The 14292-nt window shown below is 48.1% G+C and carries 23 protein-coding genes and 3 pseudogenes; 10 read left to right on the top strand and 16 right to left on the bottom strand.

Annotated features, from left to right (window positions below; genetic code table 11):
• Positions 1-74: 74 nt before the first annotated feature.
• The 3 genes from C7B82_RS34720 to C7B82_RS18210 are packed head-to-tail and all read right to left on the bottom strand — an operon-like array spanning position 75 to position 1170.
• Positions 75-317: a YgiT-type zinc finger protein gene (locus tag C7B82_RS34720; RefSeq protein WP_106257692.1), complete on the bottom strand. Its 243-nt coding sequence runs from the start codon at positions 315-317 to the stop codon at positions 75-77.
• A gap of 16 nt (positions 318-333) precedes the next feature.
• Positions 334-618 carry a DUF4258 domain-containing protein gene (locus C7B82_RS18215; RefSeq protein ID WP_106257691.1) on the bottom strand — a complete coding sequence of 95 codons (285 nt, stop codon included), beginning with the start codon at positions 616-618 and terminating at the stop codon, positions 334-336.
• A gap of 57 nt (positions 619-675) precedes the next feature.
• Positions 676-1170, bottom strand: a complete 495-nt coding sequence (locus tag C7B82_RS18210) for an SLATT domain-containing protein (RefSeq protein ID WP_106257690.1) — start codon at positions 1168-1170, stop codon at positions 676-678.
• A 113-nt stretch (positions 1171-1283) separates the two neighbouring features.
• On the opposite strand from C7B82_RS18210, the gene C7B82_RS18205 reads away from it, so the two are divergent.
• The gene (locus tag C7B82_RS18205) at positions 1284-1793 is read left to right on the top strand and encodes a helix-turn-helix domain-containing protein (RefSeq protein ID WP_106257689.1); all 510 of its coding nucleotides are present in this window, start codon (positions 1284-1286) and stop codon (positions 1791-1793) included.
• Positions 1794-1816: 23 nt separating this feature from the next.
• Positions 1817-2344, top strand: a complete 528-nt coding sequence (locus C7B82_RS18200; RefSeq protein ID WP_181357553.1) for an IS630 family transposase — start codon at positions 1817-1819, stop codon at positions 2342-2344.
• Here the strand turns inward: C7B82_RS18200 and C7B82_RS18195 are convergent.
• A complete protein-coding gene (locus C7B82_RS18195) occupies positions 2336-2461 on the bottom strand; it encodes a type II toxin-antitoxin system VapB family antitoxin (protein ID WP_106257687.1) in 126 nt (41 codons plus the stop codon). The two genes, C7B82_RS18200 and C7B82_RS18195, sit on opposite strands and share 9 nt — an antisense overlap.
• A 92-nt stretch (positions 2462-2553) precedes the next feature.
• Between C7B82_RS18195 and C7B82_RS18190 the strand changes: the two genes are divergently transcribed.
• The 4 genes from C7B82_RS18190 to C7B82_RS18175 all read left to right on the top strand — a co-directional run bounded on the left by C7B82_RS18190 (position 2554) and on the right by C7B82_RS18175 (position 4963).
• Positions 2554-2766 (top strand): DUF2283 domain-containing protein, encoded by a 213-nt coding sequence (locus C7B82_RS18190; protein ID WP_106257686.1) that lies wholly within the window; start codon positions 2554-2556, stop codon positions 2764-2766.
• Positions 2766-3146 carry a hypothetical protein gene (locus tag C7B82_RS18185; protein ID WP_219904565.1) on the top strand — a complete coding sequence of 127 codons (381 nt, stop codon included), beginning with the start codon at positions 2766-2768 and terminating at the stop codon, positions 3144-3146. Before C7B82_RS18190 ends, C7B82_RS18185 begins: the two co-directional genes overlap by 1 nt.
• Before the next feature lie 158 nt (positions 3147-3304).
• The gene (locus tag C7B82_RS18180; RefSeq protein ID WP_106257685.1) at positions 3305-3871 is read left to right on the top strand and encodes a hypothetical protein; all 567 of its coding nucleotides are present in this window, start codon (positions 3305-3307) and stop codon (positions 3869-3871) included.
• A 156-nt stretch (positions 3872-4027) separates the two neighbouring features.
• Positions 4028-4963, top strand: coding sequence for a DUF1350 family protein (locus C7B82_RS18175; RefSeq protein ID WP_106257684.1), 936 nt, complete (start codon positions 4028-4030; stop codon positions 4961-4963).
• A 207-nt stretch (positions 4964-5170) separates the two neighbouring features.
• On the opposite strand, the pseudogene C7B82_RS18170 reads toward C7B82_RS18175, so the two are convergent.
• Positions 5171-6368 (bottom strand): annotated as a pseudogene (locus tag C7B82_RS18170) (IS256 family transposase).
• Positions 6369-6407: 39 nt separating this feature from the next.
• Here C7B82_RS18170 and C7B82_RS18165 point away from each other — a divergent pair.
• Positions 6408-6704 carry a hypothetical protein gene (locus C7B82_RS18165; RefSeq protein ID WP_106257683.1) on the top strand — a complete coding sequence of 99 codons (297 nt, stop codon included), beginning with the start codon at positions 6408-6410 and terminating at the stop codon, positions 6702-6704.
• A gap of 14 nt (positions 6705-6718) precedes the next feature.
• Here the strand turns inward: C7B82_RS18165 and C7B82_RS18160 are convergent, their stop codons facing one another.
• The 11 genes and pseudogenes from C7B82_RS18160 to C7B82_RS33855 all read right to left on the bottom strand — a co-directional run bounded on the left by C7B82_RS18160 (position 6719) and on the right by C7B82_RS33855 (position 12260).
• Positions 6719-7294: a Uma2 family endonuclease gene (locus C7B82_RS18160; protein WP_106257682.1), complete on the bottom strand. Its 576-nt coding sequence runs from the start codon at positions 7292-7294 to the stop codon at positions 6719-6721.
• 65 nt (positions 7295-7359) lie between these two features.
• Complete coding sequence (locus C7B82_RS18155; RefSeq protein ID WP_106257681.1) at positions 7360-7569, bottom strand: type II toxin-antitoxin system HicB family antitoxin; 210 nt, start codon at positions 7567-7569, stop codon at positions 7360-7362.
• A 26-nt stretch (positions 7570-7595) separates the two neighbouring features.
• The gene (locus tag C7B82_RS18150; protein WP_106257680.1) at positions 7596-7766 is read right to left on the bottom strand and encodes a type II toxin-antitoxin system HicA family toxin; all 171 of its coding nucleotides are present in this window, start codon (positions 7764-7766) and stop codon (positions 7596-7598) included.
• Positions 7763-7999 (bottom strand): hypothetical protein, encoded by a 237-nt coding sequence (locus C7B82_RS33860; protein ID WP_245939974.1) that lies wholly within the window; start codon positions 7997-7999, stop codon positions 7763-7765. The genes C7B82_RS18150 and C7B82_RS33860 overlap by 4 nt, the downstream gene beginning before the upstream one ends.
• 12 nt (positions 8000-8011) lie before the next feature.
• Positions 8012-8200: pseudogene (locus tag C7B82_RS35200) on the bottom strand (hypothetical protein); the annotation flags it as partial.
• On the bottom strand, positions 8194-9228 hold the full coding sequence (locus tag C7B82_RS18140; protein WP_106257678.1) for a restriction endonuclease subunit S: 1035 nt from the start codon (positions 9226-9228) through the stop codon (positions 8194-8196). The gene C7B82_RS18140 and the pseudogene C7B82_RS35200, both read right to left, overlap by 7 nt.
• Positions 9229-9255: 27 nt before the next feature.
• Positions 9256-9609: a HepT-like ribonuclease domain-containing protein gene (locus C7B82_RS18135; protein ID WP_106257677.1), complete on the bottom strand. Its 354-nt coding sequence runs from the start codon at positions 9607-9609 to the stop codon at positions 9256-9258.
• Complete coding sequence (locus tag C7B82_RS18130; RefSeq protein WP_106257676.1) at positions 9606-9899, bottom strand: nucleotidyltransferase family protein; 294 nt, start codon at positions 9897-9899, stop codon at positions 9606-9608. The genes C7B82_RS18135 and C7B82_RS18130 overlap by 4 nt, the downstream gene beginning before the upstream one ends.
• Positions 9896-10159, bottom strand: a complete 264-nt coding sequence (locus C7B82_RS18125; protein ID WP_106257675.1) for a hypothetical protein — start codon at positions 10157-10159, stop codon at positions 9896-9898. The genes C7B82_RS18130 and C7B82_RS18125 overlap by 4 nt, the downstream gene beginning before the upstream one ends.
• 196 nt (positions 10160-10355) lie before the next feature.
• Positions 10356-10645, bottom strand: a pseudogene (locus C7B82_RS18115) (endonuclease domain-containing protein).
• A gap of 124 nt (positions 10646-10769) precedes the next feature.
• Entirely contained in the window at positions 10770-12260 is a 1491-nt protein-coding gene (locus C7B82_RS33855; RefSeq protein ID WP_106257673.1) for an N-6 DNA methylase, read from the bottom strand.
• A gap of 280 nt (positions 12261-12540) precedes the next feature.
• On the opposite strand from C7B82_RS33855, the gene C7B82_RS18105 reads away from it, so the two are divergent.
• The 3 genes from C7B82_RS18105 (at position 12541) to C7B82_RS18095 (ending at position 14239) form a co-directional block, all read left to right on the top strand.
• Positions 12541-12897 carry a helix-turn-helix domain-containing protein gene (locus C7B82_RS18105; RefSeq protein ID WP_106257672.1) on the top strand — a complete coding sequence of 119 codons (357 nt, stop codon included), beginning with the start codon at positions 12541-12543 and terminating at the stop codon, positions 12895-12897.
• A gap of 52 nt (positions 12898-12949) precedes the next feature.
• On the top strand, positions 12950-13330 hold the full coding sequence (locus C7B82_RS18100; protein WP_106257671.1) for a transposase: 381 nt from the start codon (positions 12950-12952) through the stop codon (positions 13328-13330).
• Between the two features lie 261 nt (positions 13331-13591).
• A complete protein-coding gene (locus C7B82_RS18095) occupies positions 13592-14239 on the top strand; it encodes a GNAT family N-acetyltransferase (protein ID WP_106257670.1) in 648 nt (215 codons plus the stop codon).
• The last annotated feature ends 53 nt before the right edge of the window (positions 14240-14292 follow it).

Genomic DNA, 14292 nt, shown 5'->3' with positions numbered 1-14292 from the left:
TTGGCGGTTTACGACAGCCGATGCACGCATCAAACTACAGCGACTTTACCCATCAACTGAAAATTGACAGACCACTAGGCTGATTCTAGATGAGTAACTGGAATTTGCTCAGTTCTCTCAGGGAGCTTGGCTCCAGTCACAACAGCATGAACTGCATGAAGAATATCTGCTGAGTAGTATCGATTGCCGCAAGTATCACAAACACCAATCGTCACATCTTCGAGGATAACGAATCCATCTCTATGTTTGAATGCCTCGCGCTTGACGGTTCTGGGTTGAACAGTCCCTTCGCAATACTCACATCTGTACCCATACATATGATTAGCCCTCAAGTTAAGTGACTTCATAAACCGTTATGATTAGATAGCTTCCGGTGCTAGCGAAACGTCCAACCACTCCAACAGGTGTTTGTTGATCTAATGCAGTCCCCACTACTGTATATTTTGTGCCTCTGGGATCATCTTTTTCAACCCGAATGACCTGACCGTTCAGAACTGCTTCCTCTACATCCAAGATAGTCAGTAGATCTTCAGCCATTTCTTCCATCGCATGAGCAGACATATCATACTGGCGGAGGCGAATTTTCTCTCTGATGCGGTCAATATCATTACGAGGCACTTGCTAGTCTAGATCACGGCTAGCCAATCATATCAAATTACTGGCTACGAAGGACTTTTAAGACTTTTCTTGTTTTCTATAGTTGATCCAAGACTGGCTCAAATCGTCCCATATGATTTGAAACTCAGCGTGAAAGCCATTAATTTCATCGATGCTCATCTTTTCAGGTTTGTTACCAGCAAGGTAGAACTCGATCTTATCTCTTAGCCGATGAAACTTCCATAGAGCTATTTCGTGTTCTACCCACAAAGCTCTGAAGTTGAAGAATGGTTCTAATGCGCTCAGTAGAGTAATTAACGCAGTCAAAACAAATGCAATATCCTTAAGTTGCGATTCTAGGTTGGGCACTTTTAACCCAAGCAAAATTGTCGCCGTGGCTGAACAGAAAGTAGCCGTCAACTTTATGAGAGAAGCTTTTCTCCGATTATCTCGTCTATTACCTCGGACTTTTTTGATTGCGTCGTCAACTTTTGCTTGCAGCAGCTCGATTTTGGCAGTGATTACGGAACTATCAGATTTCATTTCGGAATTGCTCGCAATATTGCTTGTCATAGCCAGAAACCTTCCTTAAAGCACCGCTTTCAACAACCTTGAACCCACTTAATACCAATTTAATGTGAGGAAACATATAATATGAGTCATAAAGTCAAGCCCTAAAATATGCTATGAGTCGCCCCTTCAATATTGAGATTACCGAAAGCGAAGCTGAACTGAAGAAACAACTCCAGCATGTGCGAGAGGCGATTGCCAAAGAAAAACTTCAGATGCGTTGGTGGCTCAAAAGTGGGCAGGTGACGCAACAACAAGAAATTGGCAAACGTCTGGGACGCGATACTTCCACCATCACACGCTGGCTACAAAAATACCGTCGTGGTGGACTCAAGCAATTGCTGCAAGTCAACAAGGCTCCTGGGAATGAGCGCAAAATCAACGCTGAGGTGCTGGCCGATCTGCAACGGCAGTTGCAAAACCCAGAAGGCTTCCGCAGTTATGGGGCGATTGTGGAATGGCTGCAGGAGAAACACGGGCTGACGGTGGAGTATGGCACCGTCTATGCCACGGTGAGGTATCTGCTGGGTGGGAAACTCAAAGTGCCTCGTCCGCAGAGTCATCAGCAGAATGAGCAGGCGGTTGAGACTTTTAAAAAAACCTTGGAGCTGCCCTCATTGCGCTAGAGAGTCTGTTGGCGCAGGGGAAAGTGATTCACTATCTTTGTCAAGATGAAAGCCGAGTCGGGTTAAAGACTCAGAGTGGCAAAGTGATTACGGCCAAGGGAGTCAAGCCCAAGGTGGCGGTGCAGTGGGGACGAGAGAATTTCTGGATTTATGGAGCGATCGCTCCTTTGAGTGGTGCTCATTTCTTGCACGAGTATCCCAAACTTAATGGTGAGTGTTTTCAGGAGTTTTTGGATTGGCTCTCTCAACAGTTAGGGGAGGATTGGGCCATTTTACAGGTGGATCAAGCTCCGGCACACATGACGAGCGCGATTCGTTGGCCCGAGAACATTATTCCTTTAGTGCAACCTGCCCATAGTCCCGAACTCAACCCAATTGAACGGTTCTGGCAACTGCTCAAACAACCACTGAAAAATCAGCTATTTCCTTCCTTGCAAGCGTTGCGGGAACGCGTTCAAGACCTGTTTGATCAACTGACGTTGGAACAAGTGATGTCGGTTTCGTCCTACAACTTTATTTTAGAAGCACTTTTCTACGCGGCTTCACATTAAATTGGTATTAATTAAGGTTTTTAGACCTAGTGCGACCACTTCTTCCTGTGTCGCCAAACCTGTCGCCTCAAGCGCCTCATTAACGAGTTGATCATCAATCAAAATAGTCGTCTTCATCTTTTTGCCCAATTTTCTAAGTCATAGGCTTCACGTCTAACACACTCGACCAAAACCCATCCACACCTTAACCTGAAAGCAGGAGAGCAGGTATGTCCCAAACCGTAAAAATTTGGTTCGATCCAGAAGCAGACTTTCTAGAAGTTCTCTTCTCAGATGCACCCGGCTATATGCGAGAAATCGATCACGACGCAATCCTGGAGTGGGTTGACCAGCAGGGGCAGATCCTGGGTTTTTCCGTGCTCAACGTGAGCCAGCTTGCCAAAGAAAAACCACTCCTGGCGCAACTCACGGCACCGTCCTGATGCCCTACAGCCAATTCACCACTATCCGCAAAGCCAAAGATGCCTTTAACCTCACCACGGTAGAAGGCGATCGCTTCATCCCCACCGTTGAACCGATCGCGCCCTCCGAGTTGTTGGCGGGCACCCTCAAAGAAACCTTACCCATTGTTGCCACATCTGGCAGTGAAAAAGCCCGGTCTGAAGGCATCATTTACCCGGTACTGCTGGAAGTGCGGCGCATTCTCGATCGCAAAATCAGCCTCTTTTCTGGCGAAGACTTTACGATCGAAGAAGCCGTCGGGCTGAACGGCATTTGTGACTTTCTTCTAACTCGCTCCACCAAAGTGATAAAAAGCGAAGCGTCCACCATTATCATTGTTGAAGCCAAGAAAACAACCTGAAAACGGGCTTCTGGTCGAGATCTGAGTGCACCCCATCTGCTTTTCATTCATCTAAACTCCCTTACAAATCGTCAACCCCAAAAAGCACCCATAGGGGTACCCCTACATTCACTGGTAGCTGAGTTACGGTATGTATAGATTTTCACAAGGAGAGAAAAATGGCACTCGTTTCTACATTTGAAGTCTTACTCAAGCCTCAGTTGCCTAAAGTGTTACCACCGGCTTTCAATAATGCCAAGAAGTTAAGTCGTAACATCCTTCAGGGTTATTTTCTCACCATCGCCAACGTTAATCCCTTTGATCTTGTCCTATCTTTGGTCTTTACGACCCGTCTCCCTTCAGGCGTAACCTTGGATGAAATCATTACTTTTGCTGATACGTCCGGTATTAACTCTGGTGGGGCTTTAGTGCCTGATGGTGCCGGTAATAAGTATAGATTTTCCCCACTTTTCCTTCCCGCTGAAGCAACAGCACTGTTTATCCTACAGCCCAGTCCCACTGACGCTGCTCTCGCTGCTCTAGACATTGAGGCTCGCGGCTTTGTGGATATTCAGCTTTCGTCATTGGGAGGAACGCCACCAGCAGGGGCAAAAATCCAGGTGACAGCAGAACAGCGTGGAACCTTCTTCGACAACACAACGGCTCCAAAGATTGTCGACAGGGCACTCGATCAAATTGTCTATGGACTGACGGTTCAAAATGGTGGGCTCCTTACCCTTAATTAGGGGAGGCTTCAGGTTCTCTAACTCATAAGTGCATGGTCGAGAGCCTGGCTCAGACAGATTAAGGGGAGATGGATTAAACCCACCCCCTTAAATTTAGTTCCCCTCAGATTTGTCTGCGTCCGCTTCTGCAAAAATTGTTCACAATAGAGAACTGTTATGCCTCCAGTTTTTAGGTTTAGTCCGGTTAGTTTTAGCTGGGTAGCGGTTCATCCTGAGCCCAAAGGGGTCATTCAATTCATTGGTGGCGCATTCTTTGGCACTTTCCCAACTGTTTTCTACCGATATTTCTTACAAACGTTATTTGAAGAAGGGTACACAATCATCGCATTACCCTTCAGGTTTAGTTTTCGTCATTGGAACATTGCGATCGGGTTGTTAAAAGAACAGGAAGTGCTTCGTAAAGAACTCTCAACGATTACGGGCAGTGACTTTTACCAGGACAAAACGAACTACTTTTGGTTAGGACACAGTTTAGGCTGTAAGTACATTGCCTTATTAGAGTTTCTCAGTGGTGAACATTGGCAACAGATCACTGAGACTTGTGTCAATAAACCTACTTATCGGCAGATTGAAGTCAGCCTTGACAGTGCTGGTTTGCAAAGTGTTTCAATCTTGGGTCAACCCTCTTTGTTGGTCGCCCCTGATATTAGCGATACAGAAAGCGCAATTCCTATCCGTGCTCTTGCTCAGTTTATCGACCGCTTTGGGCTAGGGGTACTACCAACTAGAAAACAAACTCAGTGCTTTATTGAGCGCAGTCAGTTATTTAACCTCACAGGATTGGTTTCTTTTGACAAAGATACGATCGCGGGTAGTGTAATGGATCAGTTCAAGAGCAAGCAGATTCAAGAAAATAGTGATGTACTCTGGCTGTTGCAGCAATTAAAGACGAGAAAATTTCCAGTTTTGCATACAGAGCTACAGGGCAAGCACCTAGAACCTCTGGGCGTGAAAATTGGCAACTACATCGTCGATCTAAACCCCTTGGACAAATTTATTGAATTGCTTAGCGGTAGGCCGCTTGAGCGCTATGCTCTTAAGTTTTTAGCACAGCTCAGGCAGCATCAACAGGAAACGGAGAAGTCATTGTAATGCTGCAAAAAGTATTCCTACACATTTGAAGCTTGGCATTTCTAATTTCAGTAGATGCCAAACCCAAAGGGCGACTGTTAGCTTGGAACAGTCAAATCTTCTTGGGTAGATAAGGCAGAGGCCCTGATGAGCATTCATTTCCAGTTTCTTAGATCTGAATGGTCAAAAGTCGGGTTTGTAAAGTAGTTTGTGTCAAGCGCGAAATAGCTAGAGAGGAAATCTCCCTTCAAACTCAATGGCGAACCGATTGAGGGCAGCCTTCCAATCTCGGATCGGCATCGTCCATTTTTTCGAGATGTTGTGGATGGCCAGGTAAATCACCTTCATCGCAGATTCATCCGTGGGAAAGGAACGATGATTGCGTAAAACCTTCCGCAGCGTCATGTTTAGCGATTCAATCGCATTGGTCGTGTCGATCGCTTTACGGATGTCGGGCGGAAACGCAAAGAAGGGAATAATCCGGTTCCAGTGGTTCCTCCACGCTTTGCTGATAGTGGCATACTGCTTATCCCAGTGTTCGGCAAAGTCAACAAGAGCTTGTTCTGCTTGGGCTTCTGTAGCAGCACCATAAACCAGCTTCAGGTCAGCGGCAACGGCTTTGCGGTCAGCTGAGGGCGTTTCGCACCAGGTGAACGATACACAACTGCACACTCGTCTGAGGAAAGACGACTTCAATCGCTTCTGGAAAGCCCGTCAAGCCATCGACACAAGCAATGAAAATGTCCTTAACACCTCGGTTTTGTAGTTCGGTGAGCACCGAGAGCCAGAACTTAGACGATTCGTTCTGCGTCATCCACAGCCCCAGCAATTCCTTCTGTCCGGCTAGATTTACCCCCAACGTCAGGTGAATCGCTTTGTTGACCACCCGTCCCTCATGCCGCACTTTCACGATAATGGCATCCAGGTAAACAATGGGATAGACCACATCCAGGCTACGATTTTGCCACGCCTTACGTTCTTGCTCCACGGCTTCGGTCACGTTGGAAACCAGAGTGTGCGACACCTCCACTCCGTACAGTTCCTCCAACTGAGCTTGAATATCGCGCGTGGTCATGCCACGCGCATACAGCGACAGAATCTTGTCGTCAAAGCCGTTGAAGCGGGTCTGTCCCTTCTGGATTAACTGCGGCTCAAAGGCACCATTGCGGTCACGCGGCACCCCAATCTCGACTTCGCCAAACTCGCCCTTGATGGTCTTCTTACTGGCGCCATTGCGGCGATTTCTGGGGCGTTCAACCTCTGGCTGTCCCTGCTCCTCTGCCAAATGGGTGCTCAACTCCGCACTCAAGCAGCGCTCGACTAGGGCTTTAGTCAGTTGCTTGAAGATCCCGCCTTCGCCCATCAAGTCTTTGGGGTGCCGGTATTCTTTGAGCAACTCGTCAATCAGTTCGGGTCGAAAGGTCATCGTTTGTGTCTCAGGTAGGTTAGTTCATTAGATCTTGTTTTGACCTTTGACACGAACTACTTTACAGTCCCGATCGCCCGTATAAAAGATGAGGAACGACGGTCTAAGCTGCTGAAGCAGGCAGTTGTTAAAAACCTATCGCTTAATGAAATCAAGGCAGCCATTAAAGCACTCACGCCAGAAGTAGAACCGACACCTGAGAAAGGTTTAGTTGGACGGCTGGGCGAGATTGGTAAGCGGTTGCAGAAGAGTGAAACCTGGGGCGATCGCAAGAACCGCGATCGGATTGCCAAACTGCTGGATGAGTTGGATAAGCTCACCGCAGCAAATGAGTGAGACCCAGGTATCCATTACCTTGCTGCTGCAAAAATTTGGGCAGGGATGAAGTGAAGCGTGCCAAATTGCGGTGACTGAAGGGCATCGCTCCTCTGAAAGCTGCCAGATTCAATGTAACGGTCGCCAGCCAATGTCAACACCAAAATGCTTTCTAGTTGTGGATCAACAATCCAGTATTCTGGGATCTCCCGATCCTGATATTGCATCCGTTTAGCGATGTAGTCGCGATCGCGCTGCAAATCGCCGGGACTGACGACTTCAACCACGAGTAGCGGTGGAGCCATACTGAGCCGGATGGTATTGCGGTGTCTGAGCAATTGGATATGCTCTTCCTGGATAATGGCAAAGTCAGGATAGAGATTTTTGGGTTCGCCTCTAACTTCTAGTTCTAACCCATGCCCTCTGACTCTTTGATAACCAAGGATAGAGGCAAACTGAATTAACAAGAAGGTGGCGATTTCGACATTAAATCCCGACTCTGGTGGCACCTCGATTAGTTCTCCGTTAAATAGCTCGTACAGATTCTCTGTGCCATCGTCATAGGACAGGTATTCGTCAAAGCTAAGAAACCGCTGTTTGGCTTGAGTCATAAGAGGATGTTTAGGGGTGCCCTATGCCATCATTTTACTGTTAAGGCTTTGGCTAGATGTCGCAACTAACCTGCTTCGACGTATTCAAGGATAGAGGTTGGCTCAGGAATCGGATCACCATCTTCTCGAAGCCCCTCCAGATGAAACAGAATCGCTTCCTGAATTAACTGTCTCACTTCTGCCAGAGTCTCGGCAACTGCGACACAGCCTGGTAGGTCTGGAACATAAGCCCCATAGCTAGTCTCACCTTGTTCAATCACAACGGCATAACGCATTAGTCTTCTTTCTCCTGTAATTGTGCCTATCGCAAAATGCTCTTAGGCGTACCAATGGGGATGTCAACACTGGGTTTACCCGACACCGTTACTTTTCCGGGCTTAGTTGGATGTTTGAACTGCCGATGACTGCCTTTCGTTTTCGCCAGATACCAACCATCTTCCTCCAGTAAAGCAATGACTTCGCGTACTTTCATTTTGCCAAACCTCGCTTGCGACGGTTAGAGGTTGACTGTTGCTGCTCTCGATCGGCACGAATACGCTCTAGCAGGACAGAGGCAGGTTCGTCGTTGGGGTCTTGCTCGACTAGTTCACCCCGGAAGGCTTTGGCGAGAATGGAGCGATCGAGTTGATTAAGGTAATCTTTAGTTTCCTGATAGGTTTGCTTGCTTTGATTAATGCTGTTGAAACAAGATTCAATCTGCCGCACAATCTCCTTCTGCTCCTCGATTGGAGGAATAGCAATGACTACATCTCTGAAAGCATTCTGGGATATGTTTCGCATTGAAAGCTGGTTGCCAGTTGCACGGCTTTCTATTTCCTTGCAACCGTCCTTGGATCGCAAATAGAAATTGATGTATTTTTTGTCCACCTCAAGAATATCTGCTCGCCAAACTTTATCACTCAGCATAATTTTGTAGTGAATCTCGTCAACCACAACCGACGCACCGACCAGATCCAAGGTGTTTGCACGAGTAACAAGAAGGTCACAGGTTGGATAAATAGATTTGGATCTACCTTCGATGGATCTGCTACTGTCTTCGTTTCTTTAGGGTTGAACGTTCCCCACGTAACAGCACTAATTTTGACAAGACCCACAGTAGTTTCCGTTACAGGGACTTCGGGGCAAAGGAAGTTATTGCCAGGTTGGATTTTCTTAATCATCAACTTCAGCTTTGCCCAAGCCCAGGTTGAAGGGATCTCATCGTCTGTTCTATCAATTTCAGTCTGAACATCAGCGAGATTTTGACCCAGATCCTTCCCTACCCTCTCCAACAACACCGAAGCAGGTTCAAAGTCTGGGTTTTGTTTGCGCCAGTCGGCGGTGAGGTCGCCCCGAAAAGCAGCAGCGAGGACGGATTGCCGGAATTTGTCGCACAGGTTGGGAATGGCTGAAAGAGCCGATCGCGCTTTCTGGCTCCGCTCTCTCAACTCCTCAATCTTGGCAACAATCCGCTTTTGCTCGTTGAGTGGTGGCAGGGGAACAGAAAGGGTTGCCAGAATAGATGCATTTACTCCAGGTTGTGCAGTTCCTTTGCTAACAGTAGTAATCTGCTTCCAATAATTGTCACTTTGCATGAAGGCTGCAAGGTAATCAGGAGAGCAAGAAGTAGATGTCTGAAGCCTAATCAAGCATGAAGCAAAAACTGTAGGCTCAGGACAATGTTGAATCAAAAAGCTTTTGCCTGTTGTTGCTCCAGTCCTTGCAACAACAATATCGCCCTTCTTGAGTTTGTATTTTTCTATGCTGTCGCACTCACAATATGGGACTGTATCCCAATCAACTGAGTTATTCTGCAAATCAGTTATCCGCAGAAATTTTGGTCCAACGGGCGTCTCGGTTGAAGATGCAGTATGTCCGTAACTGATACCTAAGACTATTTGCCCTAAAGTAGTTTCTTCCCACCTTTCAGGCAATTCTATCAATTCGTCACTCATACCAGGCTCTTCACTATTCCAATCGATTCAGTCGGTACGCTGTAGCTTTTCAGCCACTTCGATGATCACAGCCTTCAGCGGTGGCAAACCTTCTTGAACGGTTGCCCAAACCACGTTGGCATCAATCCCCCAGTATTCATGCACCAGCACATCCCGCATTCCAGCAACGGCTTTCCAGGGCATCTCAGGATATTGGGTACGAATGTTGTCAGGAATTTTCTTGACCGCTTCTCCTAAAATCTCGATGGACTTGACCACAGCCAACACCTTTTCTCGATTCGCCTGAAAAGCCTCAAACTCCACATTGGCTGTAAAAGTCTCAAGATCGGCGATCGTGTCCAAAATATCCTGCAAGAATTCTGCTAGCGATCGCTCGGTCATAGGTAAATCACTTCTGACAACACGCGATCGCGAATTCTGGGTTTTAAGCCATTTTTAGTGACCACATCAACGGGTAGCCCGATCAAATCCGCTAAAAAATCTCGCAGATTGACCAACTCAAACAGCGTTGGAGCCTGCTCATAATCAATCAATACATCAACATCACTCTCCTGGGTTTGCTGACCCCTGGCATAAGAGCCAAAAATCCCTAGCTCAGTAATTTGATAGGTCTCAAAAAGCCAGGACTTACGATCCAACAAAATTTGCTTGATTTCATCTAACGTTCTCATGGTTTATCAAAGACTCCTTCCATATCGTCATCCAGTGCTTCTGCAATGCCGTCATCATCGACGACGATCGGATCATCCGCGCAGATACCATAGGTTCGCTCGAAAAAGCCAACGAGCCACCCTTGCTCATCAACTTCTTGTGGTGCAAGTTTTTGATAAGTTACCGTCACTTCCACCTCGCTTTCGTGAATTTCCGTAGGAATCTCCAGATGCAAGATGCCATCTGACCCAACTCGCTGACGAACCTTAATGCTTTGCATCACCCAACTCCTTGCTTACAACTCAACAACTGAGATCCCCCCTAGCCCCCCTTAAAAAGGGGGGAACCAGACTCTTAGTCCCCCTTTTTAAGGGGGATTTAGGGGGATCGAAAGGTTTGCGGTTCTTACCAGATACTTGTGTGTACACCGTAGTTAAAAAAGGGGGGAACCGGATTCGTATTCAAAGTCCCCCTTTCTAAGGGGGATTTAGGGGGATCATCTCCGCGATCTGCAAACAAACCGCCTCAAACTCCTCCAAAACCTGCTGATTTGTAAACCGTATTACCGTTAAACCATATCCCTCCAAAATATGAGTTCTTTCCCGGTCATACTGCTGGGCATTCTCAATAAAATGACTGTTTCCATCAACTTCAATCACTAACTTCAACTCAGCACAATAAAATAAGCGATCGGTCGTTGTCTCAATACTCGAAAAGGCAGTGTTTTAAGATAACCATGCCACAGCTTCTTCTCCGCAACCGTCATATTTTGGCGAAGTTCTTTAGCTCTTTCTACCAGTTGATGCTCATAGGACAGATGAAATCTGGTATGAACAAGCTTTTTAATCATAGGTAAATTACTTCCGACAACACGCGATCGCGAATTCTATCTATTCTACGATCGGTAAGCCCACCGAAGCGCTCACAGCTTCTGGTGCCTCTTCCCCTTCCAGTAAGACCAGCAGCGACTCCATTTCCTTCGTCGCAAGCCTTAGCTTCTCCATAATCTCCGTCGCAATTACCTCCGGTTCGGGCAGGTCATCCCCCGACTGCAAACTCTCATCCCGCAACCAGGAAAGATCCAGGTTTTCGCCTCTTTTGGCGATCGCCTCCCGCAAAAAACAGCGGAACCGTCCCTCTTCACCCTGGTCTACCCGTGGACTAGATCCCTGCGGGTCATTGCCATAACACTGCCCAAAGTCTCGGAAATGCTCACGAGTCAGCGGTGTCCGCTTACCAAACGCAGGCATATTCGTTCGCATGTCGTAGATCCAGACCTGCTTCGTGTTGCCCTTCTCTGTCGTGCCCCGCTGGAAGAACAGCACATTCGTCTTCACCCCCTGCGCGTAAAAAATGCCCGTCGGCAAGCGCAGAATTGTATGCAGATTGCACTTATCCATGAGGTCGGCGCGGATCGATCGCCCCTGCCCATCTTCAAACAGCACATTATCCGGCAACACTGAAACATCTTTGCTCTGACGTTTGGCTTCCACCACCGCCACCACCTGTAAGCCCACAAAGAGCGCATAATCGGCTCGTCCTTCAGCCGTGGGGAATTCTGCGATCGCCAGGTTTTTACCCTTCTGAGGACGTGTTCCACTGGTATAGGTCAAAACCTCTGAATCAACGTCCCATCCTGCCGCCCGGAGTTGGGCATCAATCAGCCTGCGAGTCTCCCGTTCATCCAGGCTGACATGTGTTTCGGCAACCTGCGCTTGCGCGATCGTCTGTTTGAGTTCCTGCTCAGAGGCTCTGTCTGCCTGGGTTTGCACCTGCGCCAAACGGGTTTGAAACGCTTGCACCTGGGCTGCTGCTTCCTGTGCCAAAGCTTCAGCCTCTAAGCGGCGTTGCGCTTCCGCTTGAGCCAGTGCTTCTGCGGCATCCACTTTGGATAGACTGGCATAGACTTCTTTTCGGAGCTGCGCCAACTCAGCCTTCAGCGCTTGCGTTTCAACGTGTGGCTCTGGTGGTGGGATGAAGGAGCCAGGGTCAAACGTGCGATCGTGGGTGAAGACCCGATGAAACCAGATGCCCAACGCACGGGCATACTTCAAACCGCTGAGTGCCGTGCGCTGGTTGCCCGCTAATTCATGGGTCGCATCATTGCCAGCTTTGCGTAACTCATGGAAGAGACGATCGACCTCACCTTTCAGCACACCGCGATCGCGCAGCCGTCGCAGCAAATTAACTTGCTTCTCCTCTGCATCAACATACAGTCCGACTTTGGCCGCCGTAAGTTGTGCCAAAACCTCCCCAAACTGTCGCAGCTTGATGAGGCAAGTATTGGGATCATCGGCAAAATACCATTCTGCCAGACTACCAAGCCTCACTAACTGAGCATCGTGAGCGTGGAGAAACTCAAAGTTGGGAGAAGAAGCCATACTGCACTGAGAAACAGATTGAATACAGGGAGCGAGTTCCCTTTTCTAAGGTCTTTGGACCAAATCCGTTTCTAACGCAACAACGGCATGACTTGCTGAAATTACAGATTTGAGCTCATCTGAAAGCCGTAAAACCGCAGCTTATTGTCTAACTGTCTATCAAACAATAGCCCCGTCAACTCACCAGCAACTGTCAACTCAAAAGGTTTCCAGTCCGTCTTCATACAGCGGTTTGCAGTCAGATAGAGAACAATAGAGCCTTAGCAAAAGTGGGGCAGAAATGAAGCCGTATTCCAGCGACTTGCGAGAGAAGATTGTTAGTGCGATCGAGAAAGGTGATAGCTCTGTCAGAAAAGTTGCTGCACGCTTTACGGTCAGCGAAAACTGCGTCGAGCGCTGGATGCTTCAAAAGCGTACAGAAGGTCATGTCGTCTCTCGCAAGCAAGATGGTTCGGTGAGTCCTGTCATGGCACATCAAGACCAGTTAATGGCGATTTTCGAGCAACAGCCCGACGCGACCTTAGCGGCATATTGTGAGCTGCTCTTTGATCAAACTGGTCTCTGGGTAAGCCAAAGCACCATGTGTCGTACCTTCCAGAGACTGCATTTACCGCGCAAAAAAAACACTGCGCGCTAGTCAAGCCATCAGCGAACGTGTCCAACGCCTGAGACAGGCGTACTGGGCACAAGTGAGGGGTGTCGCACTCCAAGATTTAGGGTTTCTGGATGCGATGGGTGTGCGCTTGGGACTCATGCGAACGCATGCCCGGGCGCTCCCTGGGGCACGAGCGTATGACTTTAAACCCTTTTATCGGGGTAGCAAGGTGAGCGTCATTGGCGCGATTACCGTCTCCAAGGTGCTGGCTGTGATGACAATCAATGATTCGATGGACGCGGCTGTCTTCAAGGCGTATGTTTCCCAGTGTCTTGTGCCGCAGCTCTGGCGAGGGGCTGTGGTGGTCATGGATAATCTGCCTGCCCACAAGGTCGAAGCCATTGCACCGTTGATTGAGGCGGTCGGGGCAAAGGTGCTGTACCTGTCTCCTTACTCGCCAGAATTTAATCCGTAGGGCTTCGCCCCGCCGAAGGCGTATGAGCATTGGTGGTCAAAGTTAAAAGCGTTTCTCAGACAGTTCTCGCCGTCGACGGCGCAAAGGGTCGATACGCTCATTGCGACAGCCATAGATTTAGCCGACCCTCAGCATTTTCGCAACTGGTTTGCACACTGCTGCTACTGTCCCTCATGAAACTGCAAACCGCTATAACCTTCTGAACCCGTTTGACAATGATCAATCTGGCGCAGTCTAACCACATTTAGAACGAGATAAATCATGCAGCATCGAACCTGGCCAATGCCTGAATGGCTTCAACTAAGTGGCCAGTTTGTAACGCTAAGTCCACTTGATCTAGAAAGAGATGTAGCAGCTCTGTATACGGCTTCTCATGGAACGCCTGAGAAGGAAACTGTATGGAACTATTTGCCGTATGGTTCATTCGATAGTCCTTTAGCAATGAAGGATTGGATGAAGCAAGAAATGATTGATCCAATCGATGTGCGACCCTGGACAGTTTTTGAGAACGCAACAAACGCTCAAGTCGGGGTTGTGGCATTACGCGCGATCGTGCCCGATTATGGCTGTGCTGAAATCGGTGATGTGTGGTTCACACCCACAGTTCAAAAAAGCAACGTCAACACAGAATCACAATATCTATTACTACTACACCTTTTTGACCATCATACTTATCGCAGAGTTGGATGGGAATGCCATTCTCTCAATCACGCCAGTCGAACCACAGCGGCAAGAATGGGCTTCCTTTATGAAGGTCGTTTTCGGCAGCATATGTGGGTGAAGGGAAAAAACAGAGATACTGATTGGTTTGCCATGACCGATAAAGAATGGTCACGCTGTAAGGCTAATTTTGAGCGTTGGCTGTATGGTGACGAGAAGATTTCATTGATGGAGTTAAATAATGGCTGAGTGCGATCGCCATCTTGTAAGATGCGTTTCCTACTGCAACGCCTACTACTCCA

The sequence above is a fragment of the Stenomitos frigidus ULC18 genome (assembly GCF_003003795.1).
In the GTDB taxonomy this organism is placed as follows: Bacteria; Cyanobacteriota; Cyanobacteriia; order Leptolyngbyales; family Leptolyngbyaceae; genus Stenomitos; species Stenomitos frigidus_A.
This window is presented reverse-complemented; position numbering and strand designations above follow the sequence as displayed.

What these genes read in the sequence shown, in the direction of transcription:
- C7B82_RS18190 (WP_106257686.1), top strand. Translation starts at nt 2,554, where the DNA reads ATGTCCCAAACCGTAAAAATTTGGTTCGATCCAGAAGCAGACTTTCTA.
- C7B82_RS18125 (WP_106257675.1), bottom strand. Translation starts at nt 10,159, where the DNA reads ATGCAAAGCATTAAGGTTCGTCAGCGAGTTGGGTCAGATGGCATCTTG.
- C7B82_RS18135 (WP_106257677.1), bottom strand. Translation starts at nt 9,609, where the DNA reads ATGACCGAGCGATCGCTAGCAGAATTCTTGCAGGATATTTTGGACACG.
- C7B82_RS18195 (WP_106257687.1), bottom strand. Translation starts at nt 2,461, where the DNA reads ATGAAGACGACTATTTTGATTGATGATCAACTCGTTAATGAGGCGCTT.
- C7B82_RS18205 (WP_106257689.1), top strand. Translation starts at nt 1,284, where the DNA reads ATGAGTCGCCCCTTCAATATTGAGATTACCGAAAGCGAAGCTGAACTG.
- C7B82_RS18180 (WP_106257685.1), top strand. Translation starts at nt 3,305, where the DNA reads ATGGCACTCGTTTCTACATTTGAAGTCTTACTCAAGCCTCAGTTGCCT.
- C7B82_RS18175 (WP_106257684.1), top strand. Translation starts at nt 4,028, where the DNA reads ATGCCTCCAGTTTTTAGGTTTAGTCCGGTTAGTTTTAGCTGGGTAGCG.
- C7B82_RS18210 (WP_106257690.1), bottom strand. Translation starts at nt 1,170, where the DNA reads ATGACAAGCAATATTGCGAGCAATTCCGAAATGAAATCTGATAGTTCC.
- C7B82_RS18155 (WP_106257681.1), bottom strand. Translation starts at nt 7,569, where the DNA reads ATGCGTTATGCCGTTGTGATTGAACAAGGTGAGACTAGCTATGGGGCT.
- C7B82_RS18185 (WP_219904565.1), top strand. Translation starts at nt 2,766, where the DNA reads ATGCCCTACAGCCAATTCACCACTATCCGCAAAGCCAAAGATGCCTTT.
- C7B82_RS18105 (WP_106257672.1), top strand. Translation starts at nt 12,541, where the DNA reads ATGAAGCCGTATTCCAGCGACTTGCGAGAGAAGATTGTTAGTGCGATC.
- C7B82_RS18095 (WP_106257670.1), top strand. Translation starts at nt 13,592, where the DNA reads ATGCAGCATCGAACCTGGCCAATGCCTGAATGGCTTCAACTAAGTGGC.
- C7B82_RS18140 (WP_106257678.1), bottom strand. Translation starts at nt 9,228, where the DNA reads ATGAGTGACGAATTGATAGAATTGCCTGAAAGGTGGGAAGAAACTACT.
- C7B82_RS18130 (WP_106257676.1), bottom strand. Translation starts at nt 9,899, where the DNA reads ATGAGAACGTTAGATGAAATCAAGCAAATTTTGTTGGATCGTAAGTCC.
- C7B82_RS18150 (WP_106257680.1), bottom strand. Translation starts at nt 7,766, where the DNA reads ATGAAAGTACGCGAAGTCATTGCTTTACTGGAGGAAGATGGTTGGTAT.
- C7B82_RS33855 (WP_106257673.1), bottom strand. Translation starts at nt 12,260, where the DNA reads ATGGCTTCTTCTCCCAACTTTGAGTTTCTCCACGCTCACGATGCTCAG.
- C7B82_RS18160 (WP_106257682.1), bottom strand. Translation starts at nt 7,294, where the DNA reads ATGACTCAAGCCAAACAGCGGTTTCTTAGCTTTGACGAATACCTGTCC.
- C7B82_RS34720 (WP_106257692.1), bottom strand. Translation starts at nt 317, where the DNA reads ATGTATGGGTACAGATGTGAGTATTGCGAAGGGACTGTTCAACCCAGA.